At 65.6% G+C, this 25,082-nt stretch carries 18 protein-coding genes and 1 pseudogene; 10 read left to right on the top strand and 9 right to left on the bottom strand.

Annotation, left to right across the window (positions count from 1 at the left end; genetic code table 11):
- Window positions 1-15: 15 nt before the first annotated feature.
- A pseudogene (locus ACZ60G_RS16235) lies at window positions 16-8,514 on the top strand (SDR family NAD(P)-dependent oxidoreductase); the annotation flags it as partial.
- 44 nt (window positions 8,515-8,558) lie between these two features.
- On the opposite strand, the gene ACZ60G_RS16230 reads toward ACZ60G_RS16235, so the two are convergent.
- A complete protein-coding gene (locus tag ACZ60G_RS16230; RefSeq protein WP_465810907.1) occupies window positions 8,559-9,317 on the bottom strand; it encodes a thioesterase II family protein in 759 nt (252 codons plus the stop codon).
- Complete coding sequence (locus tag ACZ60G_RS16225; protein WP_465810906.1) at window positions 9,307-10,167, bottom strand: class I SAM-dependent methyltransferase; 861 nt, start codon at window positions 10,165-10,167, stop codon at window positions 9,307-9,309. Before ACZ60G_RS16225 ends, ACZ60G_RS16230 begins: the two co-directional genes overlap by 11 nt.
- Window positions 10,168-10,295: 128 nt before the next feature.
- On the opposite strand from ACZ60G_RS16225, the gene ACZ60G_RS16220 reads away from it, so the two are divergent.
- Window positions 10,296-11,633 carry a cytochrome P450 gene (locus tag ACZ60G_RS16220; RefSeq protein WP_465810905.1) on the top strand — a complete coding sequence of 446 codons (1,338 nt, stop codon included), beginning with the start codon at window positions 10,296-10,298 and terminating at the stop codon, window positions 11,631-11,633.
- A 442-nt stretch (window positions 11,634-12,075) separates the two neighbouring features.
- Here the strand turns inward: ACZ60G_RS16220 and ACZ60G_RS16215 are convergent, their stop codons facing one another.
- Window positions 12,076-13,818 (bottom strand): MFS transporter, encoded by a 1,743-nt coding sequence (locus tag ACZ60G_RS16215; protein ID WP_465810904.1) that lies wholly within the window; start codon window positions 13,816-13,818, stop codon window positions 12,076-12,078.
- An 83-nt stretch (window positions 13,819-13,901) separates the two neighbouring features.
- Between ACZ60G_RS16215 and ACZ60G_RS16210 the strand changes: the two genes are divergently transcribed.
- Window positions 13,902-14,792: a sigma-70 family RNA polymerase sigma factor gene (locus ACZ60G_RS16210; protein ID WP_465810903.1), complete on the top strand. Its 891-nt coding sequence runs from the start codon at window positions 13,902-13,904 to the stop codon at window positions 14,790-14,792.
- Window positions 14,793-15,056: 264 nt separating this feature from the next.
- Here ACZ60G_RS16210 and ACZ60G_RS16205 read toward each other — a convergent pair whose 3' ends face one another.
- Complete coding sequence (locus ACZ60G_RS16205; protein WP_465810902.1) at window positions 15,057-15,599, bottom strand: P-loop nucleotide/nucleoside kinase family protein; 543 nt, start codon at window positions 15,597-15,599, stop codon at window positions 15,057-15,059.
- Between the two features lie 142 nt (window positions 15,600-15,741).
- Between ACZ60G_RS16205 and ACZ60G_RS16200 the strand changes: the two genes are divergently transcribed.
- Window positions 15,742-16,470 (top strand): NIPSNAP family protein, encoded by a 729-nt coding sequence (locus ACZ60G_RS16200; protein ID WP_465810901.1) that lies wholly within the window; start codon window positions 15,742-15,744, stop codon window positions 16,468-16,470.
- Between the two features lie 232 nt (window positions 16,471-16,702).
- On the top strand, window positions 16,703-16,855 hold the full coding sequence (locus ACZ60G_RS16195) for a hypothetical protein (RefSeq protein WP_465810900.1): 153 nt from the start codon (window positions 16,703-16,705) through the stop codon (window positions 16,853-16,855).
- 146 nt (window positions 16,856-17,001) lie between these two features.
- Here ACZ60G_RS16195 and ACZ60G_RS16190 read toward each other — a convergent pair whose 3' ends face one another.
- The 3 genes from ACZ60G_RS16190 to ACZ60G_RS16180 are packed head-to-tail and all read right to left on the bottom strand — an operon-like array spanning window position 17,002 to window position 19,675.
- Entirely contained in the window at window positions 17,002-17,502 is a 501-nt protein-coding gene (locus ACZ60G_RS16190) for a hypothetical protein (RefSeq protein ID WP_465810899.1), read from the bottom strand.
- Complete coding sequence (locus tag ACZ60G_RS16185) at window positions 17,499-18,647, bottom strand: DNA polymerase III subunit beta family protein (protein ID WP_465810898.1); 1,149 nt, start codon at window positions 18,645-18,647, stop codon at window positions 17,499-17,501. The genes ACZ60G_RS16190 and ACZ60G_RS16185 overlap by 4 nt, the downstream gene beginning before the upstream one ends.
- A gap of 44 nt (window positions 18,648-18,691) precedes the next feature.
- Window positions 18,692-19,675: a cation diffusion facilitator family transporter gene (locus ACZ60G_RS16180; RefSeq protein WP_465810897.1), complete on the bottom strand. Its 984-nt coding sequence runs from the start codon at window positions 19,673-19,675 to the stop codon at window positions 18,692-18,694.
- A 131-nt stretch (window positions 19,676-19,806) separates the two neighbouring features.
- Between ACZ60G_RS16180 and ACZ60G_RS16175 the strand changes: the two genes are divergently transcribed.
- The 5 genes from ACZ60G_RS16175 to ACZ60G_RS16155 all read left to right on the top strand — a co-directional run bounded on the left by ACZ60G_RS16175 (window position 19,807) and on the right by ACZ60G_RS16155 (window position 23,343).
- On the top strand, window positions 19,807-19,962 hold the full coding sequence (locus ACZ60G_RS16175; RefSeq protein ID WP_465810896.1) for a hypothetical protein: 156 nt from the start codon (window positions 19,807-19,809) through the stop codon (window positions 19,960-19,962).
- 16 nt (window positions 19,963-19,978) lie between these two features.
- Window positions 19,979-20,788 carry an SAM-dependent methyltransferase gene (locus tag ACZ60G_RS16170; protein ID WP_465810895.1) on the top strand — a complete coding sequence of 270 codons (810 nt, stop codon included), beginning with the start codon at window positions 19,979-19,981 and terminating at the stop codon, window positions 20,786-20,788.
- 24 nt (window positions 20,789-20,812) lie between these two features.
- On the top strand, window positions 20,813-22,093 hold the full coding sequence (locus ACZ60G_RS16165; protein WP_465810894.1) for a diguanylate cyclase domain-containing protein: 1,281 nt from the start codon (window positions 20,813-20,815) through the stop codon (window positions 22,091-22,093).
- A gap of 19 nt (window positions 22,094-22,112) precedes the next feature.
- Window positions 22,113-22,667: a GNAT family N-acetyltransferase gene (locus ACZ60G_RS16160; protein ID WP_465810893.1), complete on the top strand. Its 555-nt coding sequence runs from the start codon at window positions 22,113-22,115 to the stop codon at window positions 22,665-22,667.
- Window positions 22,668-22,842: 175 nt separating this feature from the next.
- The gene (locus ACZ60G_RS16155; protein ID WP_465810892.1) at window positions 22,843-23,343 is read left to right on the top strand and encodes a CGNR zinc finger domain-containing protein; all 501 of its coding nucleotides are present in this window, start codon (window positions 22,843-22,845) and stop codon (window positions 23,341-23,343) included.
- A 209-nt stretch (window positions 23,344-23,552) separates the two neighbouring features.
- On the opposite strand, the gene ACZ60G_RS16150 is transcribed toward ACZ60G_RS16155, so the two are convergent.
- Together ACZ60G_RS16150 and ACZ60G_RS16145 are read right to left on the bottom strand one after the other, a co-directional pair.
- Window positions 23,553-23,954 (bottom strand): hypothetical protein, encoded by a 402-nt coding sequence (locus ACZ60G_RS16150; RefSeq protein ID WP_465810891.1) that lies wholly within the window; start codon window positions 23,952-23,954, stop codon window positions 23,553-23,555.
- Window positions 23,938-25,005 carry a cytochrome P450 family protein gene (locus ACZ60G_RS16145; protein WP_465810890.1) on the bottom strand — a complete coding sequence of 356 codons (1,068 nt, stop codon included), beginning with the start codon at window positions 25,003-25,005 and terminating at the stop codon, window positions 23,938-23,940. Before ACZ60G_RS16145 ends, ACZ60G_RS16150 begins: the two co-directional genes overlap by 17 nt.
- Window positions 25,006-25,082 lie beyond the last annotated feature (77 nt).

Below are 25,082 nucleotides of genomic sequence, written 5' to 3'. Positions count from 1 at the left end.
GCCGGGGTGGCCGGGTTGTTCGTCTCCGGCGCGCACGTCGACTGGGCCGGTATGTATTCCGGTACCGGAGCCCAGCGAATCGAATTGCCCACCTATGCCTTCCAGCATCGGCGCTACTGGATGGCCGAAGGGGCCGCAGCCGGTGGTGACGCCCGTTCGATGGGTTTCGCGGCTACCGGGCATCCCCTTGTTTCGGCGGTGGTTTCGCAACCGGACTCCGACGCGGTCGCACTCGGTGGCCGTCTGTCGGTGCAGACTCACCCATGGCTCGCCGATCACACGGTAGTGGACACCGTGTTGTTCCCCGGCACCGGTTTGGTCGAACTCGCTCTGCACGCCGGAGAACAGCTCGACTGCTCGCTGCTGGAGGAGTTGGTGCTGCGGGCGCCGCTGGTGCTGTCGGAGTCGGCAGGGGTGGCGGTGCGTGTCGTCGTCGATGGCGAGGACGGGAACGGCCGTCGCGCGGTGCGGATCTTCTCCCGCCCCGATGACGGTGTCGATTCGGCGTCGTCGTGGACGCTGAACGCCGAGGGTGCGCTCGCGTCCGGAGTCGACAGCGCGACAGTGGATCTGGCGCAATGGCCACCGGCCGGTGCGGTCGCCGTGGATATCGATGGTGTCTACGACGTGCTGGATGCGCAGGGCTATCACTACGGCCCGGTGTTCCAGGCGCTGCGGTCGGTGTGGCGGGGGGCCGACGGGTTGCTCTATGCCGAGGTCGAGTTGCCCGAGGCGGCTCGGGCCGAGGCGCAACGGTTCGGTGTGCATCCCGCGTTGCTCGATTCCGCTTTGCATGCTTTGCGTTTCGCCGACGACACACCAGAGGGGACCGGTCTGACGTTGCCCTTCGAGTGGTCCGGCGTCAGCGTGTATGCGGCCGGGGCCGACGCGTTGCGTGTTCGGCTCACCCGTGTCGGTGAGCGCGGTGTTGCTTTGGATCTGGCGGACACCACCGGTGCCCCGGTGGCGACGGTGCGGCATTTGGCCTCCCGGCCAATCGATCCCACGCAACTCACCGTCGGCACTCCCATTGCCCGCACCGCTCTCTTCCAGGTCGGTTGGACGCCGATGTCGGTAGCCGAGGCCGAGGTCAGCGCCGTGTCGTGGGCGGATCTCGGTGACGAGGTCCCGCGGGTAGTGGTGCTGGACAGCCCGGCGGGTAATGATCCCGCCGCCATCCACGCTGCGACGCATGGGGTTTTGGAGGTACTGCAATCCTGGACGGCAGAGCATCGCTTCGCCGATGCGGTGCTGGTGGTCCGGACCGGTGGCGCTGTCTCGGTGGCCGGGGAAGATGTCACGAACTTGGCCGGTGCCGCGGTGCACGGTCTGGTCCGTTCAGCGCAGGCGGAGAATCCCGGCCGGATCGTATTGATCGACACCGACTCCGAACTCGGTGGGCTGCTCGGCGGGATCCTGGCCACGGCCGAACCTCAGGTGGCGGTGCGTGACGGGCGAGCACACAGTGCGCGGCTGAGCCGAACGGCTTCCACCACAGCCTCTTCGGGCACAGCCGTTTCGGTCTTCGATCCGGACGACACCGTCCTGATCACCGGTGCGGGCGGCTTCCTCGGTGGGTTGTTCGCCCGGCACCTGGTCGACACACGCGGTGTCCGTCACCTGCTGCTGTTGAGCAGGCGTGGCGAATCCGCTCCCGGCGCCGCCGAACTGCGGGCAGAGTTGCGGGGTCTCGGCGCCGAGGTCGAGTTCGCCGCCTGCGATGTCGCCGACCGCAGTGCCCTTGCCGAGGTATTGGCCGATATTCCGGCGGGCCGTCCACTCACCGGTGTGTTCCACATGGCGGGTGTGCTCGACGACGGTGCCATCGGTTCGCTGACCGCGGATCGCATGGACACGGTGTTGGGACCGAAGGTCGATGCTGCCCTGCACCTGCACGAATTGACCGCCGATCTGCCTTTGAAGGCATTCGTGCTGTTCAGTTCGGTGGCCGGTGCGTTCGGTAACCCAGGTCAGGGCAACTACGCCGCGGCCAACGCGTGCCTGGATGCACTGGCGGCATACCGCAGGGCATCCGGTCGCTGCGGGCAGTCTCTTGCCTGGGGTCTCTGGGACATGGACGGGGGCATGGCCGCGGAGCTCAGCGATGTCGACCGGCGCCGCATGTCGCGCTCGGGATTGCTGCCGCTCTCGAAAGAGCAAGGACTCGCGCTGTTCGACGCGGCCGCCGAGGTCGACGCAGCGGCTCCCGTGCTCGCCCGTCTGGATCTGGATGCCATGCGCAGCACGGGGTTCACCGCGCCCGCGCTGTTCGCCGGTCTGATTCCGGCTCGCCGCAAAGCCGTCTCGGGTGCGGCTACGGCACTTCGCGCTCGTTTGGTCGATACGCCGGACAGTGCACGCCTCGGTGTGCTGGTCGAGATCGTTCGTGGTCAGGTCGCGACCATTCTCGGCCACCAGGACGCGAATGCGATCGCAGACGACAAGGCCTTCAACGAACTGGGATTCGACTCGATCACCGCGATCGAGTTCCGCAATGCCCTGAAAACCGTGACGGGTCTGCCGTTGCCCGCGACCCTGGTGTTCGATTACCCCTCACCGCAGGCGCTGGCGAAGTATCTGGCCGACGAGCTCACCGGCACCGGTCAGGACGTCGAGGTCACCGCCGGCAGGACTGTCGACCACGAGCCGATCGCCGTGGTCGGAATGGCCTGCCGCTACCCTGGCGGGGTCACTTCCCCCGAAGGACTCTGGGAATTGGTCCGTCTCGGCGAGGATGCGGTATCGACGCTCCCGGTGGACCGTGGCTGGGATGTCACCGGCATCTACGATCCGGAGCCTGGCCGCGTGGGCAAGTCCTACACCCGGGAAGGCGGGTTCCTGCACACCGCTGCCGATTTCGATCCGGATTTCTTCGGAATCAGCCCCAACGAAGCCACGATGATGGATCCCCAGCAGCGGCAACTATTGGAAACGACGTGGGAGGCGTTGGAGCGCGCCGGTGTGGATCCGGCGGTGCTGCGTGGCAGCGCGACCGGGGTGTTCACCGGCGTGATGTACCACGACTACGCCCAGGGAACCGGTAATAACGCCGGCGGGAGCTTGGTCTCCGGTCGCGTCGCCTACACGCTGGGGCTGGAGGGGCCTGCCGTTTCGGTGGATACGGCGTGTTCGTCGTCGCTGGTGGCGATGCATCTTGCCGCTCAGTCGCTGCGGTCGGGGGAGTCCGATCTGGCGTTGGCCGGTGGTGTGACGGTGATGGCGACACCGGAGACCTTGGTCGAATTCAGCCGTCAGCGCGGGCTGTCTCCGGATGGGCGCTGTAAGTCCTTCGCGGACGCGGCCGACGGGGTGGGTTGGTCTGAGGGTGTTGGTGTGCTGGTGTTGGAGCGTTTGTCCGATGCGCGCCGCAATGGGCATGAAGTTCTTGCGGTGATCGCTGGTTCGGCGGTGAATCAGGATGGTGCGTCGAATGGTTTGACCGCGCCGAATGGTCCGTCGCAGCGGCGGGTGATCCGGCAGGCGTTGGCTAATGCCGCCGTGTCTCCGGTCGAGGTCGATGTGGTCGAGGCTCATGGCACGGGAACGACTTTGGGTGATCCGATCGAGGCGCAGGCGTTGCTGGCGACCTATGGGCAGGGCCGTGATGCGGATCGTCCGTTGTGGTTGGGGTCGTTGAAGTCCAATATCGGTCACGCTCAGGCTGCCGCGGGTGTGGGTGGTGTGATCAAGATGGTGATGGCGATGCGCCACGGTGTGTTGCCGAAAACGCTGCACGTCGATGCACCCAGCACCAAAGTCGATTGGACCCAGGGTCATATCCGGTTGTTGACCGAATCGGTGCCGTGGAAGGTGGGCGATCGGCCGCTTCGTGCGGGTGTGTCCTCGTTCGGTATCAGCGGGACCAACGCGCACGTCATCATCGAGCAAGCACCGGTCGCGGACCTGGCTCCGGTGCCGGTGGTCGAAACCGTTCCGGCCGTGCTGCCGTGGGTGGTTTCGGCGCGCAGTGGCGAGGCTCTTGCCGGCCAGGCCGATCGTTTGACATCGCATGTGGGCGAACACGATCCGATCGATGTCGGTTTCTCGCTGGCATCCACCCGCAGCGTCTTCGAGCACCGGGCTGTAGTCGTGGCCGAGGATCGTGATGGTCTGCTCGCCGGTGTGCGGGCGTTGGCTGCGGGAGAGCAGGCTCCCGGTGTGGTGTCCGGTCGCGCAGTGTCGGGTTCGACGGGCGTCGTGTTTTCCGGTCAGGGCGCGCAGTGGGCCGGTATGGCCACCGAGCTACGTGCTGCATATCCGCTGTTCGCCGAGCACTTCGACGCGATCGTCGCCGAACTGGATCCGCTTTTGGGGCAATCGGTTTCACTGGGCGTGGCGTTGGCGAGCAATGATCTCGTCGACCAGACGGTGTTCGCGCAGGCGGGTTTGTTCGCGTTCGAGGTGGCGCTGTACCGGCTGCTCCAGTCATGGGGTGTCCGCGCCGATGTCGTCGCCGGTCATTCGATCGGGGAAGTGGCCGCCGCGCATGTGGCGGGTGTGTTGTCGTTGGTGGATGCGTGTGTGCTGGTGGCGGCGCGTGGCCGGTTGATGCAGGCGCTGCCCGCCGGTGGGGCGATGGTGGCCGTCGGTGCGCCCGAGGCCGAGGTGCTGCCGCTGCTGGTTGGTGGGGTGTCGATCGCGGCGGTGAACGGTCCGTCGTCGGTAGTGCTCTCGGGTGTCGAGGATGATGTCGTCGCTGTTGTCGATCGTTGTGTCGAGCGTGGGTGGCGGACGCATCGGTTGCGGGTGTCGCATGCTTTTCATTCGGCGTTGATGGAGCCGATGCTGGCCGAATTCGCCACGGCGATAGCGGGTTTGGCATTCGCCCGGCCGAGCATTGCGCTGGTGTCGACGGTGACCGGTGCCCGGGTCGAGCACGAGATGTCGGATCCGGCGTATTGGGTGGGTCAGGTCCGCGACACGGTGCGTTTCGCCGATGCGGTCGCCGCGATCGCGGATATGGGAGTTTCCAGATTCACCGAGGTCGGACCCGACGCCGTGCTGACCCCGATGATCGCTCAAACTCTCGACACCGCAACCACAATCGCTCTGAGCAGAAGAAACAACGCGAACCCCGTAACGCTGCTGACGGGGCTGGCCCGTTTGCACGTCACGGGTTCGACGGTGGATTGGTCGAGCTTCTACACCGGCACCAGCGGCGCGAAGGTAGATCTGCCGACATACAGCTTCCAGCACCGCCACTTCTGGACCACAGGCCCACTGCACACCGGAGAGGCCCACGCCCTCGGTCTGCGATCCACCGAACACCCCATGCTGGGCGCATTGGTGGCGCAGCCCGAGAGCGGGGGCGTCAGATTCACCGGCCGCCTGTCCGCGGCCACCCATTCCTGGCTGGCCGATCATGACGTGCTCGGTACCGTGCTGCTGCCCGGCACCGGATTCGTCGAGCTGGCACTGCACGCCGGAAACCAGGTCGACTGTCCGGAACTGGAGGAACTCACGCTGCTGGCGCCGCTCGTGTTCCAGGGGCACGGCGGAGTGCAGATCCAGGTGATCGTCGGTGACGGCGATGACAACGGTCGCCGACGGCTCGACATCTACTCGCGCAAAGATGAGGACGATCCGTTGGTCCCGTGGACGCGCCATGCGGAAGGCGCTGTGCGTCCGGGCGGGGAGATCGACAAACCCGAAGACTGGGACGACTTCGTGCAGTGGCCACCGGCCGGTGCTACGGAGGTGAGATTGGATGGTGCCTACGACAAACTCGCCGACAACGGGTACAACTACGGGCCCGCCTTCCAAGGACTGGTAGCCCTGTGGCGGCGCGGCGAGGATCTCTTCGCTGAAGTCGCGCTACCCGAGCAGACCTCTGCACAAGGCTATGGCGTACATCCGGCACTGCTCGATGCGACCATGCACGCGCTGCCCTTCGGCCTTCCGCAGGACGAGCATGCCGAGCGGCCGACCCTTGTTCCCTTCGCTTGGTCCTCGGTGCGTTTGCGCGCCGACGGCTCCCGGCGGGTGCGGGTCCGGTTGACCGGGCCGAATCAGGGGACGGTCACCCTGACAATGGCCGATTCCGGTGGTGCGCCACTGCTTTCCGTACAGTCCCTCGCGTTGCGCCCGTTGTCCGCCGAACTGCTCTCGGCCGCACCCCGGTCGCAGGACGCGCTCTACGAACTCACGTGGCGGACCGGTCCGGAGCTGCGATCCGCAGCAGGAGTTTCCTGGGCCGAGTGGGGAGCGGCCGAGTCGGCCTCGGTTTTCCTATTCCGACCGCCGGTCGGCGGCGCCGAGATGCCGATCCGGTTGCGGACGGCTTTGCATCGCACGCTCGGCGTCATCCAGCAGTTCTCGAGCGAAGAACGCTACGCCGCAAGCACTTTGGCGGTGATCACCGACAGCTCGGCCGATCCGGCCGCGGCTGCGGTGTGGGGTCTGGTGCGCGCGGCGCAGGCGGAGAACCCGGGTCGGATCGTGCTCGTCGAGGCCCCCGCGGCGACAACGGCGGATCACCTGGTAGCAGCAGTGCTGTCGGGCGAGCCAGAACTGGAGGTCCACGACGATGGGACCCGGGTGCCGCGGCTCATTCGCGCCGCGTCACCCGAATCGGAGCGGCCCGCACCCTGGGATTCCGAGCGGACCGTGTTGATTACCGGTGGTACCGGCGGGATCGGTCGCCACCTCGTCGAGCACCTGGTGCGCGAGCACGGTGTGCGACACCTGCTGTTGGCCGGCCGACGTGGACCAGCCGCCGCCGCGGATCTCATCGAGGAATTCGGCGCTCTCGGCGCCGAGGTTCGCGTAGCCGCCTGCGATGTCGGAAACCAGGATGCGCTGCGAGACCTGCTGGCATCGATACCCGCGGAGCATCCGCTGGGCGCGATCGTCCACGTGGCGGGCGTTGCCCACAACGGGCTGGTCGACACCTTGACGCCGGAGCAGATCGACTACTCCCTCGGCGCCAAGGCCGACGGCGCCTGGTACTTGCACGAGCTCACCCGGGAAGCCGGGCTGTCCGCCTTCGTGATGATCTCCTCGGTGGCAGGCTCGATACTGCCCGCGGGTCAGGGCGGCTATGCGGCGGCCAACCTGTTCCTCGACGCGCTCGCGACCCACCGGCACGCCGAAGGTTTGCCGGCCACCTCGCTCGCCTATGGTCTGTGGGACATCGAAACCGGACTCTCGCAGTGGCTCAGCCAGGCCGACCGGCAGCGTATGCGCCGCCAAGGTCTGCCGCCACTGGCCGCGGACAAGGCGCTCGAATTGTTCGATGCCGCATTGTCTTCGGACCGTCCGGTGCACGTACCGGTCGAGATCGACTTGGCCGCACTACGTGCTCGGGACGCGGCGCCCGCGCTGCTCAGCGACCTGGCCAAGCGGACCGGGCGGCGGCAGCGCACCGGAACACAGGATGTGGGAGCCCTGCGCAGGCGACTGGCGCAGCTCTCCGAGTCCGAACAGGAGCAGTGGCTGCGGACGCACATTCTCGAGATCGCCGCCAGGCTGCTCGGGCACGAGAGCGCCGATGCGCTCGACCCCGAGCGGGATTTCCTCGAATCCGGGTTCGACTCCCTGGCTGCGATGGAGTTGCGAACCTCGCTCAATGCTTCCACCGGTCTGACACTGCCGACCGCTGCGGTCTTCGATCACAAGACACCGGCGGCTCTGGCCCGATACCTGCGGAAGGAGCTCAGCGAAGGCGCACGACGCGGCAATGAGCAAGCCGGCGAGGATGATTCGTTGTACGGGATGTTCCGTGGCGCGGTAGCGTCCGGCCAGTCCGGGAAGGGCTTCGCCTTGTTGCGGGCGGCGGCGGAGCTGCGCGAGCAGTTCTCCTCGGCACACGAACTGGACCGACTGCCGGTGCCCACCCGACTCGGCGCGGGCCCCACCTTGCCGCGCATCATCTGCCTCGCTCCGCCGCTGGCCACCGGCGGCGCGCATCAGTACGCCCGGGTCGCCTCGCACTTGCGAACTGCCCGTGACGTTTTGGCGCTGGCTCCGATCGGTTGCCGGACGGGAGAGCCACTTCCGGCGACGCCGACGGCGGCCGCGGAAGCATTGGCGCGCTCCGTCCTCGAGGCGGCGCAGGGCGATCCGTTCGTTCTGCTCGGCTACTCCTCGGGCGGCCTGCTGGCCTACCGCGTCACCGAGCACCTGGAAGCGGCCGGTGGCCCGGCGCCCGCCGGCGTGGTCATGCTGGACACCTACAAGGTGCACGATGACGGCGAATGGCTGCTCCGGGAGATGGCCGAACACATGGTGTCGAACGAAGCCACATTCGGTCGCTTCGACCGGGATCGGTTGACGGGTATGGGCCGGTACGTGCAGTTGCTACAGCAGATGCTGCCCGGCTCTGTCGCCACGCCCACGCTGTTCATCCAGTGCGCCCAGAGCTTCCTGGGGAGCTCGTCGGATCGCGTGGACTGGCAGGCTGAACCGTGGGATTCGATGCATACCGTTGTTTCGGTACCGGCTGACCACTTCTCGATCCTGGAGGACGGTTCAGCCGATGTTGCCGAGGCGATCGAGAGCTGGCTCGAGGGTTAGGAACAACGACCGGGTGGGCGAGTTGCTCACCCGGTCGTTCGGCTCTAGCTCGAGAGCGCTCGGGCGCAGTGATCGCGAATCAGCTGTCCTATCGGGTGGCGATTCGAATCGATGAAGAAATGGCCGCCTGGAAATGATTTCGCGAAGAAGCTTCCAGTGGTGTGCGAGCCCCATACCTCGATTTCCGCGAAACTCGCATCGGGGTCACGGTCGCCGACAATCGCGACGATAGGGCTGCCGACCATCGCGTCCGCACTGCACTCGTAGGTCTCGATGGCTCGATAGTCGTTCCTGACGATCGACAGGATCAGCTCTCGAAATTCGGGATCCTCGAGCAACGCCGCCGGTGTACCGCCGAACCGCAGTAGCTGTTCACCGAGTTCTCGATCGTTCAGCAGGTGCACTCGCTGCTCGGGCAGCGCTGCCGAAGGCGCGCGCCGACCGGAGGCGAACAGGACCCGCGCGCTCGCTCCCGATTCGCGCTCGAGCCGCCGGCATGCTTCGAAAGCTACGACAGACCCCATACTGTGCCCGAACAAGGAAAAGTCCTCGGCGTCCCCGACTGTTGCTATCAGCTCGGGAAGCAGGCCGTCGACGAGGTCCGGAATATTCCCCACGAGCGGTTCACGCCGTCTGTCTTGTCGCCCCGGATACTGGACAGCGAAAACCTCGTACTCCGGCCCGACGCATTCGGCCAATGGGCCGAAAGATATGGCGGAGCCGCCGGCGTGCGGAAAGCAGATCAGTTTATGAGATTCAGCCGCCGACGCGGGGGACAGGCGACGTAGCCAGCTACTTCCCATGGGTTAGCCGCACCACCGAACTCCAAGGCTTCCACGAGTTTTCGATCGGCTTGCGGGGATCCGGCTGCGGGAAGAGTGTCGCCGGCTTCATGAACCAGGGCAGCCGGTGGAACCGGTGTGCCGCCGAGGCCAGATGTTCCACCTCGTCGGCTGTCCAGCCGAGGTCGGCGAAGAAACCCAGCGGATCGACCGGACCGAACTGCCAGGGGGCATTGGCCAGCAGTTTGGTGGTGGCCTTGCTTATCCGCTTCACAATCGCCTGGTTATTGACATCCAGTGCCCACCAAGCGATTTCAGGACGAGCCAGCGCGGCGGCCAAGCCGATGACGTCGTCGTCGGAGAGGTAGTAGATCAGACCTTCGGTGAGCACCAGCGCGCGCTGCGCACCAGCGAGGGCCTCGTCCAGAAACTGCCCCCGCACCTCGGGATCGGCGAGATCCACCGCTGTGCGGGTGAATGCGCAGCGCGGCGACTCCCCGTTCAGCAGCTCGTTCTTCTCGGCGACCAACTCGGGGAGATCGGCCTCTATCCAAGAGAATTCGGACGGCAGATCCAGCCGGTACGGGCGGGTATCCATACCCGCGGCCATATTGACCACCCGATCGCAGCCCTCCGCGATGGTCTTCAGGATCAGGTCGTCGATGAGTTTGGTCCGCGTGACCAGGTTCCAGCCATTGAGCATCAAGCGCGGTGTGTGGGCGGCTATGGCGCGGCCCCGCTCCCCGGCGACTCGATCGGCGAGGGGATCGTGAAAGAGGGCATCCGGGCGCGCGGATTCGGCGGCGCGGAAAGCGGCCACCCAGCGGGCGGTATCGGAAACATTTGTAACTAGTTCAGCGGTCTCGGCCACCAGTGCAGTCTTGCACAGCGTACGAAACGATGCTCACGACCACGGAGTTCGAATAAACCGGATAAAAAGGACTCATCGTGAGCCGACTCGACGTACTGTGGGTTTTTCGCCATGGCACAGGGGTTTTGATGAACGCAAGGTACGCGATCAGGTGGGTAGCCGAGCACGGGTTTCCGCGGCTGGTATTGCGCGCGCAGTACCGCCTGGGCGACCCGTTCGCCCGGCTGCTCAGTGGCGAGGAAGGCCACCGCGATCCGTATTCGCTGATCGAGCAGCTGCGTGGGACCAGCGGGGTGCAGACCGGCCCGGTCGGATACGCGGCCTTCGATTACCGGCTGTGCCGGACGATCCTGCGCGACAACAGATTCGGGGTGCGCACCCCGATCGACCCCAAGGTGCCCGGCCCGCTGCGCCGCTACGCCGAGCGAGTCGTGTTGCCGCCGAACCCGATCGAGGCGCCGTCGATGTTCATGCTCGACCCGCCGGCGCACAGCCGGTTGCGCAAGCCGGTCGCCTCCGCGTTCACCCCGCGCGCCGTCGCCCGGTTGGGCGACCGGGTGCGCGAGGTCACCACCGAACTACTCGACGCCATGGCCGCCCGCGGATCGGCCGACCTGATCGGCGATTTCGCCGCGCGGGTCCCCATCGCCGTCATCGCCGAGATGCTCGGATTCCCGGCCGCCGACCGCGAGCTGTTCCTGCGCTGGGGTGACGTGGTCACGCCGCTGCTGGACGTCGGGATCTCCTGGCGGGCGCATCGGCGCGCGATGGCCGCGACGGCGGCGATGGAGGGTTATCTCGCCGCCCACATCGAGAAGTTGCGCCGCGAACCTCGCGAGGACATCTTCAGCGCCCTGGTGTCCTCGGGCGAACTGAGTACCACCGAGCTGATAGCCAGCGCGAACGTGCTGATGGGCGCGGGCTTCGAGACCACGGTGAATCTGATCGGCAACGCGATCCCGCTCCTGCAGGCCCACCCTGACCAGCTCGACCTTTTGCGCGCCGAGCCGCAGCGCTGGCCCGGCGCGATCGAGGAGGTGCTGAGGTTCGACCCGCCGGTGCAGATGACCTGTCGCCGCGCACTGGAACCGGTGGATCTCGGTGCGGGCGTTCGCCTTCGGCCGGGAGAGTCGATCATCGTGTCGCTGGCAGGCGCCAACCGTGATCCCGCGCAGTTCCCCGATCCGCATCGTTTCGACATCACCCGCGCCAACGCCAAGGAGCACGTCTCGTTCGGCAGCGGCATCCACGCCTGCATCGGTGCGAGCCTGGCCAGGTTGGAAGCGAGCCACGCGCTGCCCGCCCTGTTCGAACGCTTCCCCGACCTGCGCCTCGACGGCGAACCACGCCGCCGCGGCCTGTCCACGCTGCACGGTTATGAGCACATGCCTGCCCGGCTGGGGCGACCGGCGGATGCGCGGGCTGTCTTGTCCATGGCATCAGGTGACCGCAGGTTCAAATCCTGACTCCGCTACCAGGATTCAGGCTGGTTCAGAATCGCTCGAGTTCGTACAGGCGGGTGCCTTCGGAGTCGAACACGACCGCGTGGTCGCCGCAAGCTGAGTGGGCCACGCCTCAGGCCTGGTGCGTTTGTCGCGGTCATAATTCTGGCAGCCCGCAGTGGCCTGCCGCTGTAGTCTGTTCGGCCTACATCGGCACCGTGGGCGCGTCGTCGATATGCCATGTGACCAAGTCTGATCAGGCCGTCGGCCGCCAGTGCTCGATCTGCCCGGGCGTCGGTCACGAGGGCCTGCGGTACGAGGTCCATGATGAGTCATCCACCGGCGATTGGTTTTTGAACTCGATATCACCGAATGCGCTGCCCACGGGCGTGTCGATGTCGTAGCCGAGCGTGGCCGCGGCCCATACACCGCATTGCCGAATCGGCGGTCCACGCATCACGCTGTCTCAGCGCACAGCAAGCGAATCCTTGCCGGGCCGAGTTGTTTCGGGTTCTGCGGTCGACCGGCGCGGGAGTGCAAACACACCTGCTGCGACGACGACGAGAATACCGATGGCCCACCACAGTGTTTGCGCGAACGAACGAGACATGTTGTGCGCGTTGGCTTCTAGCCCCGCCTTCGTCAGCGCTTGCCGCAACGGCTCGGAGAACGGCTGTCCGGGTGCGGGCTGGCAGCTGGATGGAATGGCGGTGGGGTCGGTGGCGGCGGAGCGATCGTGTACACAGGCACGGAACTGGGTGAGTATCTGGTCTTGGGCGCTGGCCGGGATGTTCAGGTCGGTGAGTTGCTGCTGGAGAGTGGGGATGGCTGCGGCGGTGCCGCGGGCGGAGGTGTTGTCGATTTGGGTGAAGAAGAAGACTCCGGCCAGCGCGACGCCGAGCGCCATGCCGACCTGTTGGATGGTCGACAATTGTCCGGACGCGGACCCGGCATCGTGGCCGGGAACTCCGGACAAGATCAGGTCGACGGTGGGGGCGACGAAGAGTCCGAAGCCGAATCCGCTGATCGCGAGCGGTACGAACATCTGCGCGGAGGTGATGCCGGGGCCGTAGTGCACGGCCAGATAGAGGTACAGACCGAACCCGGCGGCATTGATCATCGCGCCCGCGAGCAGAACCATCCGCCCATAGCGCGGCACGAACACCTCCACACTGGTGCCCGCTCCTGCGGCAGCGGCCACCGCGAACGGAGCTGCGCTCAGCCCGGCCCGCAGCGGCGTCCAGCCGAGTCCCGCTTGCAGATACAGCGTCCACACCAGGAAGTAGCCGCCGAGGGCGATCCAGAACAACAGCCACACCGCCATACCGGCACTGAATGTGCGCTCCCGGAACAGATTCAGCACCACCAGCGGCGATCCGACCGTCTCGCTTCGGCGGCGCTCATAGGCGACGAATACCGTGAGAACCAGCACGGCGGCGGCCATCAGCGCGAAGGTCCAGACCGGCCAGCCGAGGGTGCGTCCCTCGGTCAGCGGATACGCCAGCAGCAGCACCGCGCCGATCGCGAGGACGGTGCCGATCGGATCCAATCGGTCCGCCGTGGTCGAGCGCGACTGCCGCACCAGCACCATCGCCGCGGGAATGGCGAGCACACCGACGGGCACATTGACCAGGAAGATCGGCCGCCACGCCCAGCCGAAAAGGTTGGCCTGCACCAGGATTCCGCCCACGATCAAGCCGGCCACCGACGCCGAGCCGAGCACACCGCCCCAGATGCCGAGCACTTTCCCGCGTTCGGCGGTGGGGAACGATACCTGCATGATCGCCAGGATCTGCGGGATCATCAGCCCCGCCGTCGCGCCCTGGACTATCCGTGCGGCGATCAGCCACGCCGGGCCCGGGGCGATTCCGCATGCCAGCGATGCGATCGTGAAAAGGGTGAGGCCGACCAGCAGGATGGTTTTGCGGCCGAGCAGGTCGCCGAGTCGGCCGCCGGTGATCAGCATCGCCGCGAATCCGAGCAGATAGCCCGACACCACCCACTCCAGATCCGCGTAGGGTGCGTTCAGATCGCTTTGGATCGTCGGCAGCGCCACATTCACGATCGTCACATCGAGTAGGTCCATGAACCCGGCTACCAGCAAAACCACCAGTGCGAGCCAGCGCCGCCGGTCCGGTGCCGGCTCCAGTTCGGATGTCTTGCGCATCAGCTCGTCCTCCTGTCCGAGGTGGATCCGCGGGAATGTCATGTCACCGCGGTTTCGGCCGTCATAGATATGACGGAGCACGACCCGTCGACATGACAGCCGAATCGGACGGAAGGAGACCGCCGATGACCGACGAGACCCAGTGGCTGGCGCAGCGCTTCGAAGACCACCGCGCCCACCTCGGCGCGGTCGCCTACCGCATGCTCGGGTCGGCCAACGAGGCCGACGACGCCGTCCAACAGGCATGGCTGCGTCTGGACCGCGCCGACACCGCAGGCGTGCGCAACCTGCGGAACTGGTTGACCGCGGTCGTCGCCCACATCTGCCTGGACATGTTGCGCGCCCGCAAGGCCCGCCGCGAAGACCCGGTCGGCGCGCTACCGACCGAGTTGCCCGCCATCCCCGCGGACAGCGTGAATCCGGAAGACGAGGCGGTGCTGGCCGACTCGGTCGGGCTCGCATTACTGGTCGTACTCGACACCCTTACCCCGGCCGAGCGGCTGACTTTTGTACTGCACGACCTATTCGATCTGCCCTACGCCGAACTCGCGCCCATTCTCGGCCGCACCCCTGCCGCGGCCGCACAACTGGCCGCCCGCGCCCGCCGTCGCGTCCGTGGCGCACCTGTGGCCGAGACCGACCGCATCGCCGATGAACGTGTGGTCGTCGACGCCTTCCTGCAGGCTGCCCGCGCCGGTGACTTCGACGCACTGATAGCCGTACTCGACCCGGACGTCGAACTACACGCAGACGCCGTCGCCGCCCCCAGCGGACACCCGATCCGCATGAGTGGCGCCCGCCGCGTCGCCTCGAGCGCCCTGATGTTCTCCAGCCAGGCCCCCTACACCCGCCCTGCCCTCATCGATGGCCACATGGGCCTGGTCGTCGCCCCCAGCGGAAACCTGAACCTCCTACTGGCCTTTACAATCACCGACCAACGAATAACCGCCGTCGACATCATCGCCGACCCGAACCGCATCGCTGATATGTCTCTCGCCGTTCCCGAGGAGTCGTAAGTCCGCGGCGTCCGGAAAGCTCGTCGGCCCGATGCCCTGGCGGCAATTCGGTTCCGCTGCCGTGTTCGCGACGGCAATGCCCGCCCGAGCGACGGCACTCGGCCTAATACCCCGTCCAGATAGCTTGCCGCGCTATCAGGTCCGGTTCGCTCGTCGAGCGCAGTCGAAACGCGGCACGACACGTCCTGCGGCACCGCCATATGACTGCGCTCAACGGATCTCGGTTGCCTAAGAAGCCAGCTGGACGCGGCCCTTGGAGAGCGGTTACCGGTGGCTATTGACGAATGCCACGATCTCATCGAGGCCAGGTCGATAACCGTCCGTCGTGTCGACCTCGATCGCCGGCACATCCAGCGATACGCGGTCGAACACGCGGTGGACATCGGATGCAACCGTATTCGGCCCGGAATGTGCTCGCCGCAAAGGGTTTTCGCGCTTCCGCCGATGAATCCGCGCCATCGCGAGGGCAGGCTCGACCTCGCAGTGCACCACTCGCATAGTGGCCAGACCACGTAGCGGCTCGAGGCCCGGCCGCCACAGGCGATCCTGAAATGCCGCCTCCGCCACCACTGTGACGCCCGCTCGCAACAACAGCTCCGGCACACCGAAGAACGTCGGCAGTGTAAGCAGACTTAACTCGTCGCCGGGTTCTGCCGCGAAATCCGGCCGCCCGTGCACCATGCCTTCCTTGATTTCGTCCCGGCAGATCGCGGGACACCCCACCTCGGCGGCCAGGGCATGCGCGAGTGTTGTCTTCCCGGCGCCCGGCGGTCCGCTCACGACGACGAGGGTGGGTAAGCGACTCATGGGCATAGTCAACCGTGCCTCGATGAATATCTCGATCGTTACCCCCGGCCGCGCAAACGGACTGAAGTGTTTTGGCAGGAATCCGGCGAAAATGGGCAGATAGTCGATCGCGGTCGGCACTCGAGCTCGGCACGATGAGTTTGTGACCGAAAATCTTTGGCCGGTAGTCGAACTCAGGCAGTACACCCTGCACCCTGGCACGCGGGATGTGCTCATCGAGCTGTTCGATCGGGAACTCGTGGAGACCCAGGAGGCGGTCGGAATGCGCATAATCGCGCAATTCCGCGACGAGGACGATCCGGACCGCTTCGTCTGGCTCCGCGCCTTCCACGACATGCCATCCCGCGGCAGCGCATTGAAAGCGTTCTATATCGACGGAGCCGCATGGCGTGAACACGCTCCGGCCGTCCGCGCGACCATGGTGGACACGACGAACGCACTGCTGCTGCAACCCGCCACCGCGACATCCAACTTCACGCTCCCGACCGAGCGTCCTGGTGCAGCGGCAACCGAGCTGCCTCGCTCACGAGTGCTGGCAACCGTCTACTACCCGGAAGGCCCGCTCGACGAGTTCACCGAGTTCTTCGAGAACCGGCTGCGGCCACTGCTGGTCGAGACCGGTGCCACTCCGATCGCCTACTTCCAGACCGATCCCACCCCCAATACCTTTGCAGCGCTTGAAGTTCGAGAGGAAACCGTCTTCGTCTGGTTAGCGCTTTTCGAGGATCCCGCCGCACTCGACGCCCACTTCGATGCGCTGTCCAGCTCCCGCACCTGGATCGAGGAGGTGCAGCCGGAACTGTCGAAACTCCAGTCCAGGCGGGAAGATCAACTACGACTCGCACCAACCGCGCGCTCACTTCTGCGGTGAATGTGACGACAGGTTGTTGTCACTGCGGGCCGTATCCGTCACCCGCGCGAGTCCCCTGCCGGCGTGAGCGGACATATCGCCCCGGCTGTCATCCCGCCCCGCCGTTAATTGGCGAGGGATAGGGCTCGAGGCGCTGAACGAGTAGTCCACTACTCGCGATACTTGATGCTGTCCGGAGCCACTATTTGCCCATGTATCGGGTGTTCATGAGCCATTCCAGCCGGGACGAGGTGTGCTTCCCGCGCCTGTCGCCTGGGCGGACGTGCTGTGCGACAAGCTGGCCGCGAATCCGAGCCGCGAGCAGTGGAACGACTGGATCTCACCTGACGTCGCCTACATCGAGCTGTGCCCGGGCAAACCCGTCTCGTCCGTGTCGGACCGGTGATGTCGGTCTTGGGCTCGGATGCTGTCTCCCGTCACCCAAACCCGCGCTGGCAGATCGGGAACCCCGAGATTGTCAGAGCTGTCGACAAGCGTCCGGCTATTTCCGGACGGTCATGGGGTAGTCCGCGACCGGGGTTACCGAGCGTGTCACCGTTCTCGTGCATTTGGCGCGGAGGCCCGTCGAGCGGTCGTTCTCGTCCGAATCGCTTCGGCGACTTCATCAATGGCGGTGCGAATCATTGCCCCGTAACCGTCATCGCCGAGCGCATCCACACACTCTCGCGCCGCATCGATCTCGCACTGCGCCGCATCGAATGAACCGAGCCGCCGATAGTTGTCCGCCAGATTCAAATGCAGCGACGGGTAAAAACCCCGCACATCCAAATTCGCATCTTGCTGATGCAACCGCTCATCCGTCAGACTGTCCGCCGCGTCCAGCGCCCGCACATCCCAGCAAAGTGCCTGTGCCGCATCGTCATACAGATCGGCGAGATAGTGCGCCAACGTGCACCGATGCAATGGATCACCCTGCGGACCGAGCGCCGCCCATATCCCGAGCAGTGCCTCCTGCGCGGCCTCGGGCGAGCCTGTTCGCCCGAGCTCGACCGCCTGTGTAATGGCGGCCATGGTTTCCGTAGCGGCATTCATGCGTCGTACTCCTTCGAATTCGGAATGGCAGTCGGCATAACAAGCGTGGTCAACTCACCGTCCGTCGCGGAACGAACGACCACGGGTGCGTCGGCCGCAGCGATATCGAGCATGGTTTCCGGACCGATCGCACTCACCAATGCCAGCCGTAATGTCTTGGGGGAGAAGGCTAGTTCGATACCCGGTCCGGTAACCGTTGCCGGAATGTGCAGGCGCGCAAGTGGGTGGGGCGACCCGGGTGAGCTGGGCGACCTGGGTGAGCTGGGCGACCTGGGTGAGCTGGGTGAGCTGGGTGAGCCGGGCCTGAGTTGCCCATCGCAGGTCGCAAAAAGCCCAGACTGATCGACGGCGAAGACAACCCGCGCCGCACCCCCCGCCTCGAGCGCTGCGAGCAACGCATCTCGCCCCACCACCACCCGCGTCCGAACAGCACCCAGCCCCGCCAACATCGCCCGATAATCCGGAAACGCCGAATCGATGGTCCCGCACCGACGCTCGGAGCCACCACCGGTCAGGACAAGCCCTTCGTCCGAAGCACGCACGGTCACCTCATCCAATCCCCGCAGCCAGGAACCGATTCCGCCGAACTCACCCGCATCGACAACCACCGACCACGCCCTACCACTCGGCCGCACCGGCACCATCGCCCGCGTCGAAAGCCGATACCGATCCGTGGCCGTCAACGTGACCGAATCAGCACTCGACTCCACCAAAACCCCAGCCAGCACCGGTATTTCGTGATCCAACGCCGCCGCCGACCGCACCTGCTCGATGGCTGCCGCCAACACCGCCGCGGACAACACCACGCCCGCCCCGATCTCCTCCTTGATCACCCGCGCAACCGCAGCAGCCTCCCGAGCCCGCTGCGCAAGCTCCGCCACATGCTCATCGAGCAACCGCCCCGCCCGCGCCGCGTCCCCGTTCAAAATCTCCGAGACAACCTCCAGCGGCACCCCGATTCCCCGCAGCCGCCGAATCATCACCCCGCGCTCGATCTGCGCCTCGCCGTAGTACCGATATCCGGTCACCTCATCCACCCGAACCGGAACCAGCAACCCGCAATCGTCATAAAACCGCAGCGCACTGGCCGTAAGCCCACAGGCCCGCGCCAACGCGCCGATCGTGATCAACCCATCGCCCGCCACCTGCTCATCATGGAGTCTCAGGTAACCCGAAGGTCAAACGGCGGTCAGGACCGGTGCACCGGCCCATGCGCCTCGGCACAGTGCGCGTCGTCGGCGGAAACCGTCAGGTCCGACGAGTGATCCACCTGCAAAGTCGTATGTTCCAACCCGAATTCGTCGTGCAGCACGGTCTCGATCTTCGAACGAATCGCATGACAGTCGGCAGCGTTGTCGACGAGGATATGCGCCGACAGCGACGGCTGTCCGGACGTGATCTGCCAGACGTGCAGGTCGTGGACCTCGGTCACCTGCTCGAGCGCGACGATGCGCGCCCCGATGGCGTCGGGATTCAGATGGGCGGGCGCGGCCTCCAGGAAGATCCGCCCCGATTCCCGAACCAGTGACCAGCCCGCCTTGATCATCAACGCCGCGACGACCAGCGCCGCGATCGCATCGGCACGGGCGAATCCGGCCAGCCACACCACCGCGCCCGCGATGGCGGTCCCGATGAAGGCATAGAGGTCGTTGAGGATGTGCTGGAACGCGCCCTCGACATTCAGGCTGGTCCGGTTGGCGCGGCTGATGCTCCACGCCGCGGCGATATTGACCACGATCCCGACCAACGCCGTGATCAACACCAGCGGTCCCTCGACATCCGGCGGATTGATCAGCCGATTGATGCCCTCGTACACGAACCACGCCGCGAGCAGCAGCAAGGTAATCCCATTGGCCTGCGCCGAAAGGATCTCGACCCGCTTGAACCCGTAGGTGTATCGCCCCTGCGCCGGACGTCGAGCCAACCGGATCGCGATCATCGCGAGCACGATCGAGGCGGCATCGGTGAGCATGTGCGCGGCATCGGAGATCAGCGCGAGCGATTGCGCGAGCAGGCCGACGATCACCTCGGTCACCATGAACGCGACGATCAGGCCGAGCGCGATGGCCAGCCAGCGCGGATTCGAATCCGCCGAGACACCGTGGTCGTGGCTGTGGCCGTGTTTGTCCGGATGGCCGGGCTGTGCGTGGTCATGCGAGTGGTCATGATCCATGTGTTCAGCCTCGCTGACCACCACTGCGGACCGCTTCGGCGACACGCACTGCTCGCCCATAGTCGAACGCCCCTTCCAGTTGATATTGCTGCCGTTCGTCAGCGTAGCGGATCTTGCACTCATGCGCATGTATGAATATGGATCGCGCCTGGAAGACCCAGATCAACAGTGGCGAATTCGTGATCATTCGGACCGACCGGCCCGACTACTATTGCGGACTGCACCATTCGGTGATCAACAACGCGGTATCCGGCGGTGCGGACCTGGATGGGTTGGTCCGATGGTGAATGCAGAGGGGTTGCGATGGACAGGCCGGCGTGGGCGCCCGAGGGCGTGGATTTGCAACAGGCGAGCCCGGCACGGATGTATGACGCCTTGCTGGGCGGTTCACACAACTTCGAGATCGATCGCAGGGCCGCCGAGGCCGGCAAACAGCTGGTGCCCGACCTGCCCCGCCTGGCGCTGAGCAACCGGGCTTTCCTGCGCCGCGCGGTCCGGTTCCTGGCCGACCAGGGGGTGCGTCAGTTCCTCGATATCGGTTCGGGCATTCCGACCGCGGGCAATGTGCACGAGGTCGCGCAGTCGGTCGATCCGGAGATTCGCGTGCTCTACGCCGATATCGATCCGGTCGCCGTCGCCCACGCCCGCGCGATCCTGGTGGACAACGACAAGGCCGCGGCCATCGAAGCGGACCTGCGCAAGCCCGACGAGTTGCTCGCCCGAGTCCGCGAGACCGGCCTAGTCGACTTCGAACAACCGGTCGCAGTGTTGCTGGTGGCGGTGCTGCACCTGCTATCCGACGAGGAGCGGCCGGTCGAGAAGGTTGCCGCCCTGCATGCGGCCGTCCCCGCCGGAAGCTACGTCGCGATCTCGCACCTGACATCGGAGTCGCGCCCGGAGGATGCGGGCAAGCTCGGCCGCAATGCGGCCGATGTGACCCGCGTCGGCATCCACTTCCGCTCGAAGGACGGCATCTCCGCGATGTTCGACGAGTGGGAGCTGGTCGAACCCGGCGTCGTCGAGCTACCCGCGTGGCGGCCGGAATCCGAACGCGACCTATACGAGACGCCGGGCCGGTCGCTCGGCCTGGCGGGCGTCGGCCGGAAAGTCTGACCGGAGCCGTGGCAGGGGATTCGTGTGGGGACACGTGATCTGGCGATGCGATGGGCGGAGGCGCTCGACGGCGCTGTCGCTCCGATCCTCACCCGAAGCCAAATCGAAACTCTGCTAGCGGAACTCGCCGATGTGCTGATCGCGGCCGTGCGCGGGACGCGGGAGGTCACGGTCGCGCAGGACACCGCCGCCGTGCTCGTCGCGGCGAACTATCGTGACCAAATTGCCGTCAGCCGTTCAGTTCTGGTTATCTGCCGGGAGATCGTTCGTGAAATCTGTCCAACTGGAACCGAATCCGATTACGAGCCAGTTCGCGAGCGTGCGATAGTTGTCGCTGCCGAGTTCGCCGCGGGTTTCACCTCTGCGCTGCGGAACGCGGCGTTAGGGGAGCAGGAAACCACACTCGCAGCGGTGTTTTCGGCCGCGCAGGAGGCCGAGGTGCGAAGGCAATTGTCGGAGGCCAGGTTCGAAGCGGTCTTCGCGGGAGCGTCGGTTGGGATCGGGACGGTCGACGTCACCGGTCGGGTACTGGAGGTGAACGCGGCCATGGCCGATATGCTCGGACTACCCGCGGCGATGATGCCGGGTCGGTCGGTCGCCGAATTGCTAGGTCCCGCGAATATCGGTGACGCATATGCCAATTTGGAGCACCTACTCAGCGGTCGGACCGACCGCTTCCGCCTCGAAACCGACCATCTCCGACGCGACGGCACCATCACCAGCATCGACCTGTCCATGTCCGCGGTCCGCGACAACAGTGGGCAGGTCCGCTTCCTGATCGGCGTCGCCGTCGACGTCACCGAACGCAAACAACTGGCCGACCAGCTGTGGCACGATGCCAACCACGACAGCCTGACCGGTCTACCCAACCGCGTGCTCTTTTTCAATCGACTGGCCAATGCCATTCCGCCAGTTGGTGTTTGCTATCTGGACCTTGACGGGTTCAAGGAAGTGAACGATGTGTGGGGGCATACGGTAGGGGATCGGGTGCTGCGCGACGTTGCCCAGCGTCTTCGTGAATCCGTCGAATCCGTTGGCGGATTGGTCGCGCGAATCGGCGGCGACGAGTTCATCGTACTCGTCGAGAAGTGCACTGGCACAGAGCAATTGGAAGCAATTTCCGCGCTCCTGCTCGACGGGCTCGGCACGCCGATACAGGTGGCCGGGCGTCCGGTTGTCGTAGGCGCAAGCATCGGAACGGTTTTCGCCGAAGACCGCCCCACCGACATCGATGAAATGATGCACGCCGTCGACACCGCGATGTACCGCAACAAGACCACGGGAGGACGCAGGCTCCGGCAATAGCTACCAACGGAAGGTCACGATGTTCGCGATATCCCTCGGTGCGGACGGCGCCGAGCTGCGTCCGCTCGAACCGCGGCATGCCGCGGAGTTCCTGGAGCATATGGACCGGGGGCGGGAGTCCATCGGGCAGTACATCAAAGTTGCCGACGCCGTAGCGGATCTGGAGTCGAGCCGCACCTACCTGCGCGAGTACGCGCAGAAAGCGGCGGCCGACACCGGCCGTATCTATGGGATTCGGCTAAACGGCAAGTTGGTCGGGAGCGTCCTGTTCCGAACGATGGATCTCGCGCTCGGTGTCGCCGAGGCGGGCTGCTGGCTGGAGCCCTCGGCCGCGGGCCGTGGCCTGGCAACCCGGGCCGCCCGCGTGATCATCGACTGGGCAATCCAGGAGCGCGGCATCCACCGCGTGGAGTGGCTGGTCGCGTCGCCGAACCGCGCCAGCATCGCCGTGGCGCGGCGATTGGGAATGACCAAAGACGGTGTGCTGCGCGAGTTTTACCCGCATCGGGGGCAGCGGCTCGATGTGGAGGTCTGGTCAGTGCTGGCCCCCGAGTGGCGGGCGGGCATCGGCTAGGCCCATTGTGCTGGTCCCGGCCAGCGCCACAACCGATCCGTGCTCGCTGATCAGCCACCGCCCGCAAATGCAGCGCAGGTAGCTGGTTGCGCCGTGCGACGACACGACGGTAGGGGACGACCAGGAGCAAGACGGGCAGGTAGCGATCATGCATCCAGCCTGATGTAATGACTTAGTGCATTTCAACCCTTACGGAGGCGCGGCGGCCGAACTAGCCACCCGCTTGGTGAACGCGAACCCGCGGCAAGACCTGCTGCAACTGCTCGCCGATTCCGGCTACAAGCCTCTCGGCACCCTCAACACCCGGCAGACCGCAGAGTTGCGCCGCTGGATCGTGCGTCTCGACGAGGTCTTCACTGAACCGAGCGTCGACCTGCTAAACGCCTTACTGGCCGAAACCACCAGCCAGCCCTACATCTCCACCCACGACGGCCGCGCGCCCCACCTGCACTACGCCCGCGAGGAAGCGCCCACCGACGAGCGCGTCAAGGCGTACACCGCGGCCGGACTCGCGGAGCTCTTCTGTGAGGATCCGGGCCGCATCGGACGCTGCGCCCGCGAGGGGTGCGGTGTTGTCTTCGTCGACACCTCACGCAATGGCAGGCGCAGATACTGTTCGACCCGCTGTTCGACCCGCGTGCACGTCGCCGAGCACCGAACCCGTCGCTCCGCCTGATCCTCGGCGAGCGGCTGCCCGCGTTCGGCTGCGATCGCGTCGTCGCTAGTGCCGCGTCCAGGTCGCGTCTGAGGGAATCGAGATCCCGCGAGCGCAGTCATCTGGCGGTGCCGCGGGGCGTGTCGTGCCGAGTTTCGACTGTGCTCGGCGAGCGAACCGGATCTGATTGCGCGGCAACCTACCTGGACGGGGTGCTAATAGAGGCTCACCTAGTTCTGGAGGTCGATCCGCTCCCACGACAGTGGCTGCCGCCACGCAGGCCGCTGAGAAGCCCAGTCCTGCACCACTTTCACCACCAGCTCGAGGGCGGGCGAGTATGCACTGCCCCACGGCTCCGTGTCGTGCACCGCCGTGGCTCGGAAGTGTCGATCGGGCCCGCCGTCGCGGTATTCGACGAAGTATCCGTGACCATCCTCCGGATCCACTTGCTCATCCATATGAACCTGGATGTAGTAGTGGCCGAGCGGAACCAGATTCGGCCGTTCGACAATGACATACGGATACCTGAAGTTCATGCTGGCGAGCAGGTCGTGCAGGGCTTCGTCGGACGGGTTGTCGACCGGACGATCCGGAGCCGCGCTCGTCGCTCTGACTTCAACCATTTCGTTCATGCCGTGCATTCTTACCGAATTGTCCTGGGACCTGGAGCATCACCGGCAACGCAACCAACCCATGAGACCGCCATGATGCCCGATACTCCAGCTCGGATTCCGGTACAGCCAGGCGCACTCGCGGATACCGAACGAACAACTCCGGCACCACCGCGTCGACGATCAGATCGCTGACCTGTGCGCCCAGACAATAGTGGGGTCCGCGCCCGAACATCAGGCTCGGTCGCCCATTGCGGGCAGGATCCGAATCGGCACCGAATATCGACAACAGCACGGTGTCGCCCTTGGGGATGATCCGGTCGCCAATCGTCAAGTCGCTGACGGCGAATCGCCGAATAGCGAACGGCAACGGATTGGCAGCCTCCATCAACTCACCACGCCGATCCTTCCGGTCTGCTGGCACGCCAGTGGCCAAGAGCGCCGCAAATATGTTGCCGCACAGATGAACCACATTCTCCAGCCCCGCCAGCATCATCAGAAAGGCCAGCGAAATCAACTCTTCCTCGGACAACAGGTCCGCGTCATCCCGAGCCCGCACCCACCCACTGATCAGATCATCGCCCGGCTCATCCCGCTTGGCCTCCACCACACTCGTGAACGTCCCCGCCATCCACTTGACCGCCTCCGCCAGCCGGACCGTGGACTCCTTCGACGAGGCATCGAACGTCACCATCGCAGTAGCCGCATCACGCAGCTCGCCATACCGATCAGCGGGCACACCGAGCAACTCACCGATCACGAGCGCGGGCACCGGAACACAGAGCTTCTCCAGCAGATCGACTGCACCACCGGCATTTTCATCCAGCGACCGGAACGTGGCCTCGCTGATCCGCTGAACAACCTTCCTCAGCGAATCCGCCGACCTCCGCGAAAACGCAGGCGCCGCAAGCCGCCGCAGCCGCCCATGCTCCACCCCATCCAAATTCAGCAGATTCCGATCCAACGCGGGTGGCAACGAAAACCCCGAATACCCGCCTCCGGAGTACCGCTTATCCACACTGAGCTGCGCATCCGCCAACAACCCGGCCACCGCGTCATACCCACTGACCACCCAAACCTGTTGCCCACCAGGAAGTTCAGCGTCCCGAACCTCCCCACGCCACCCGCTATGCTCTCGCCACCGAGTTC

The sequence above is a fragment of the Nocardia sp. NPDC102475 genome (assembly GCF_055584605.1).
This window is presented reverse-complemented; position numbering and strand designations above follow the sequence as displayed.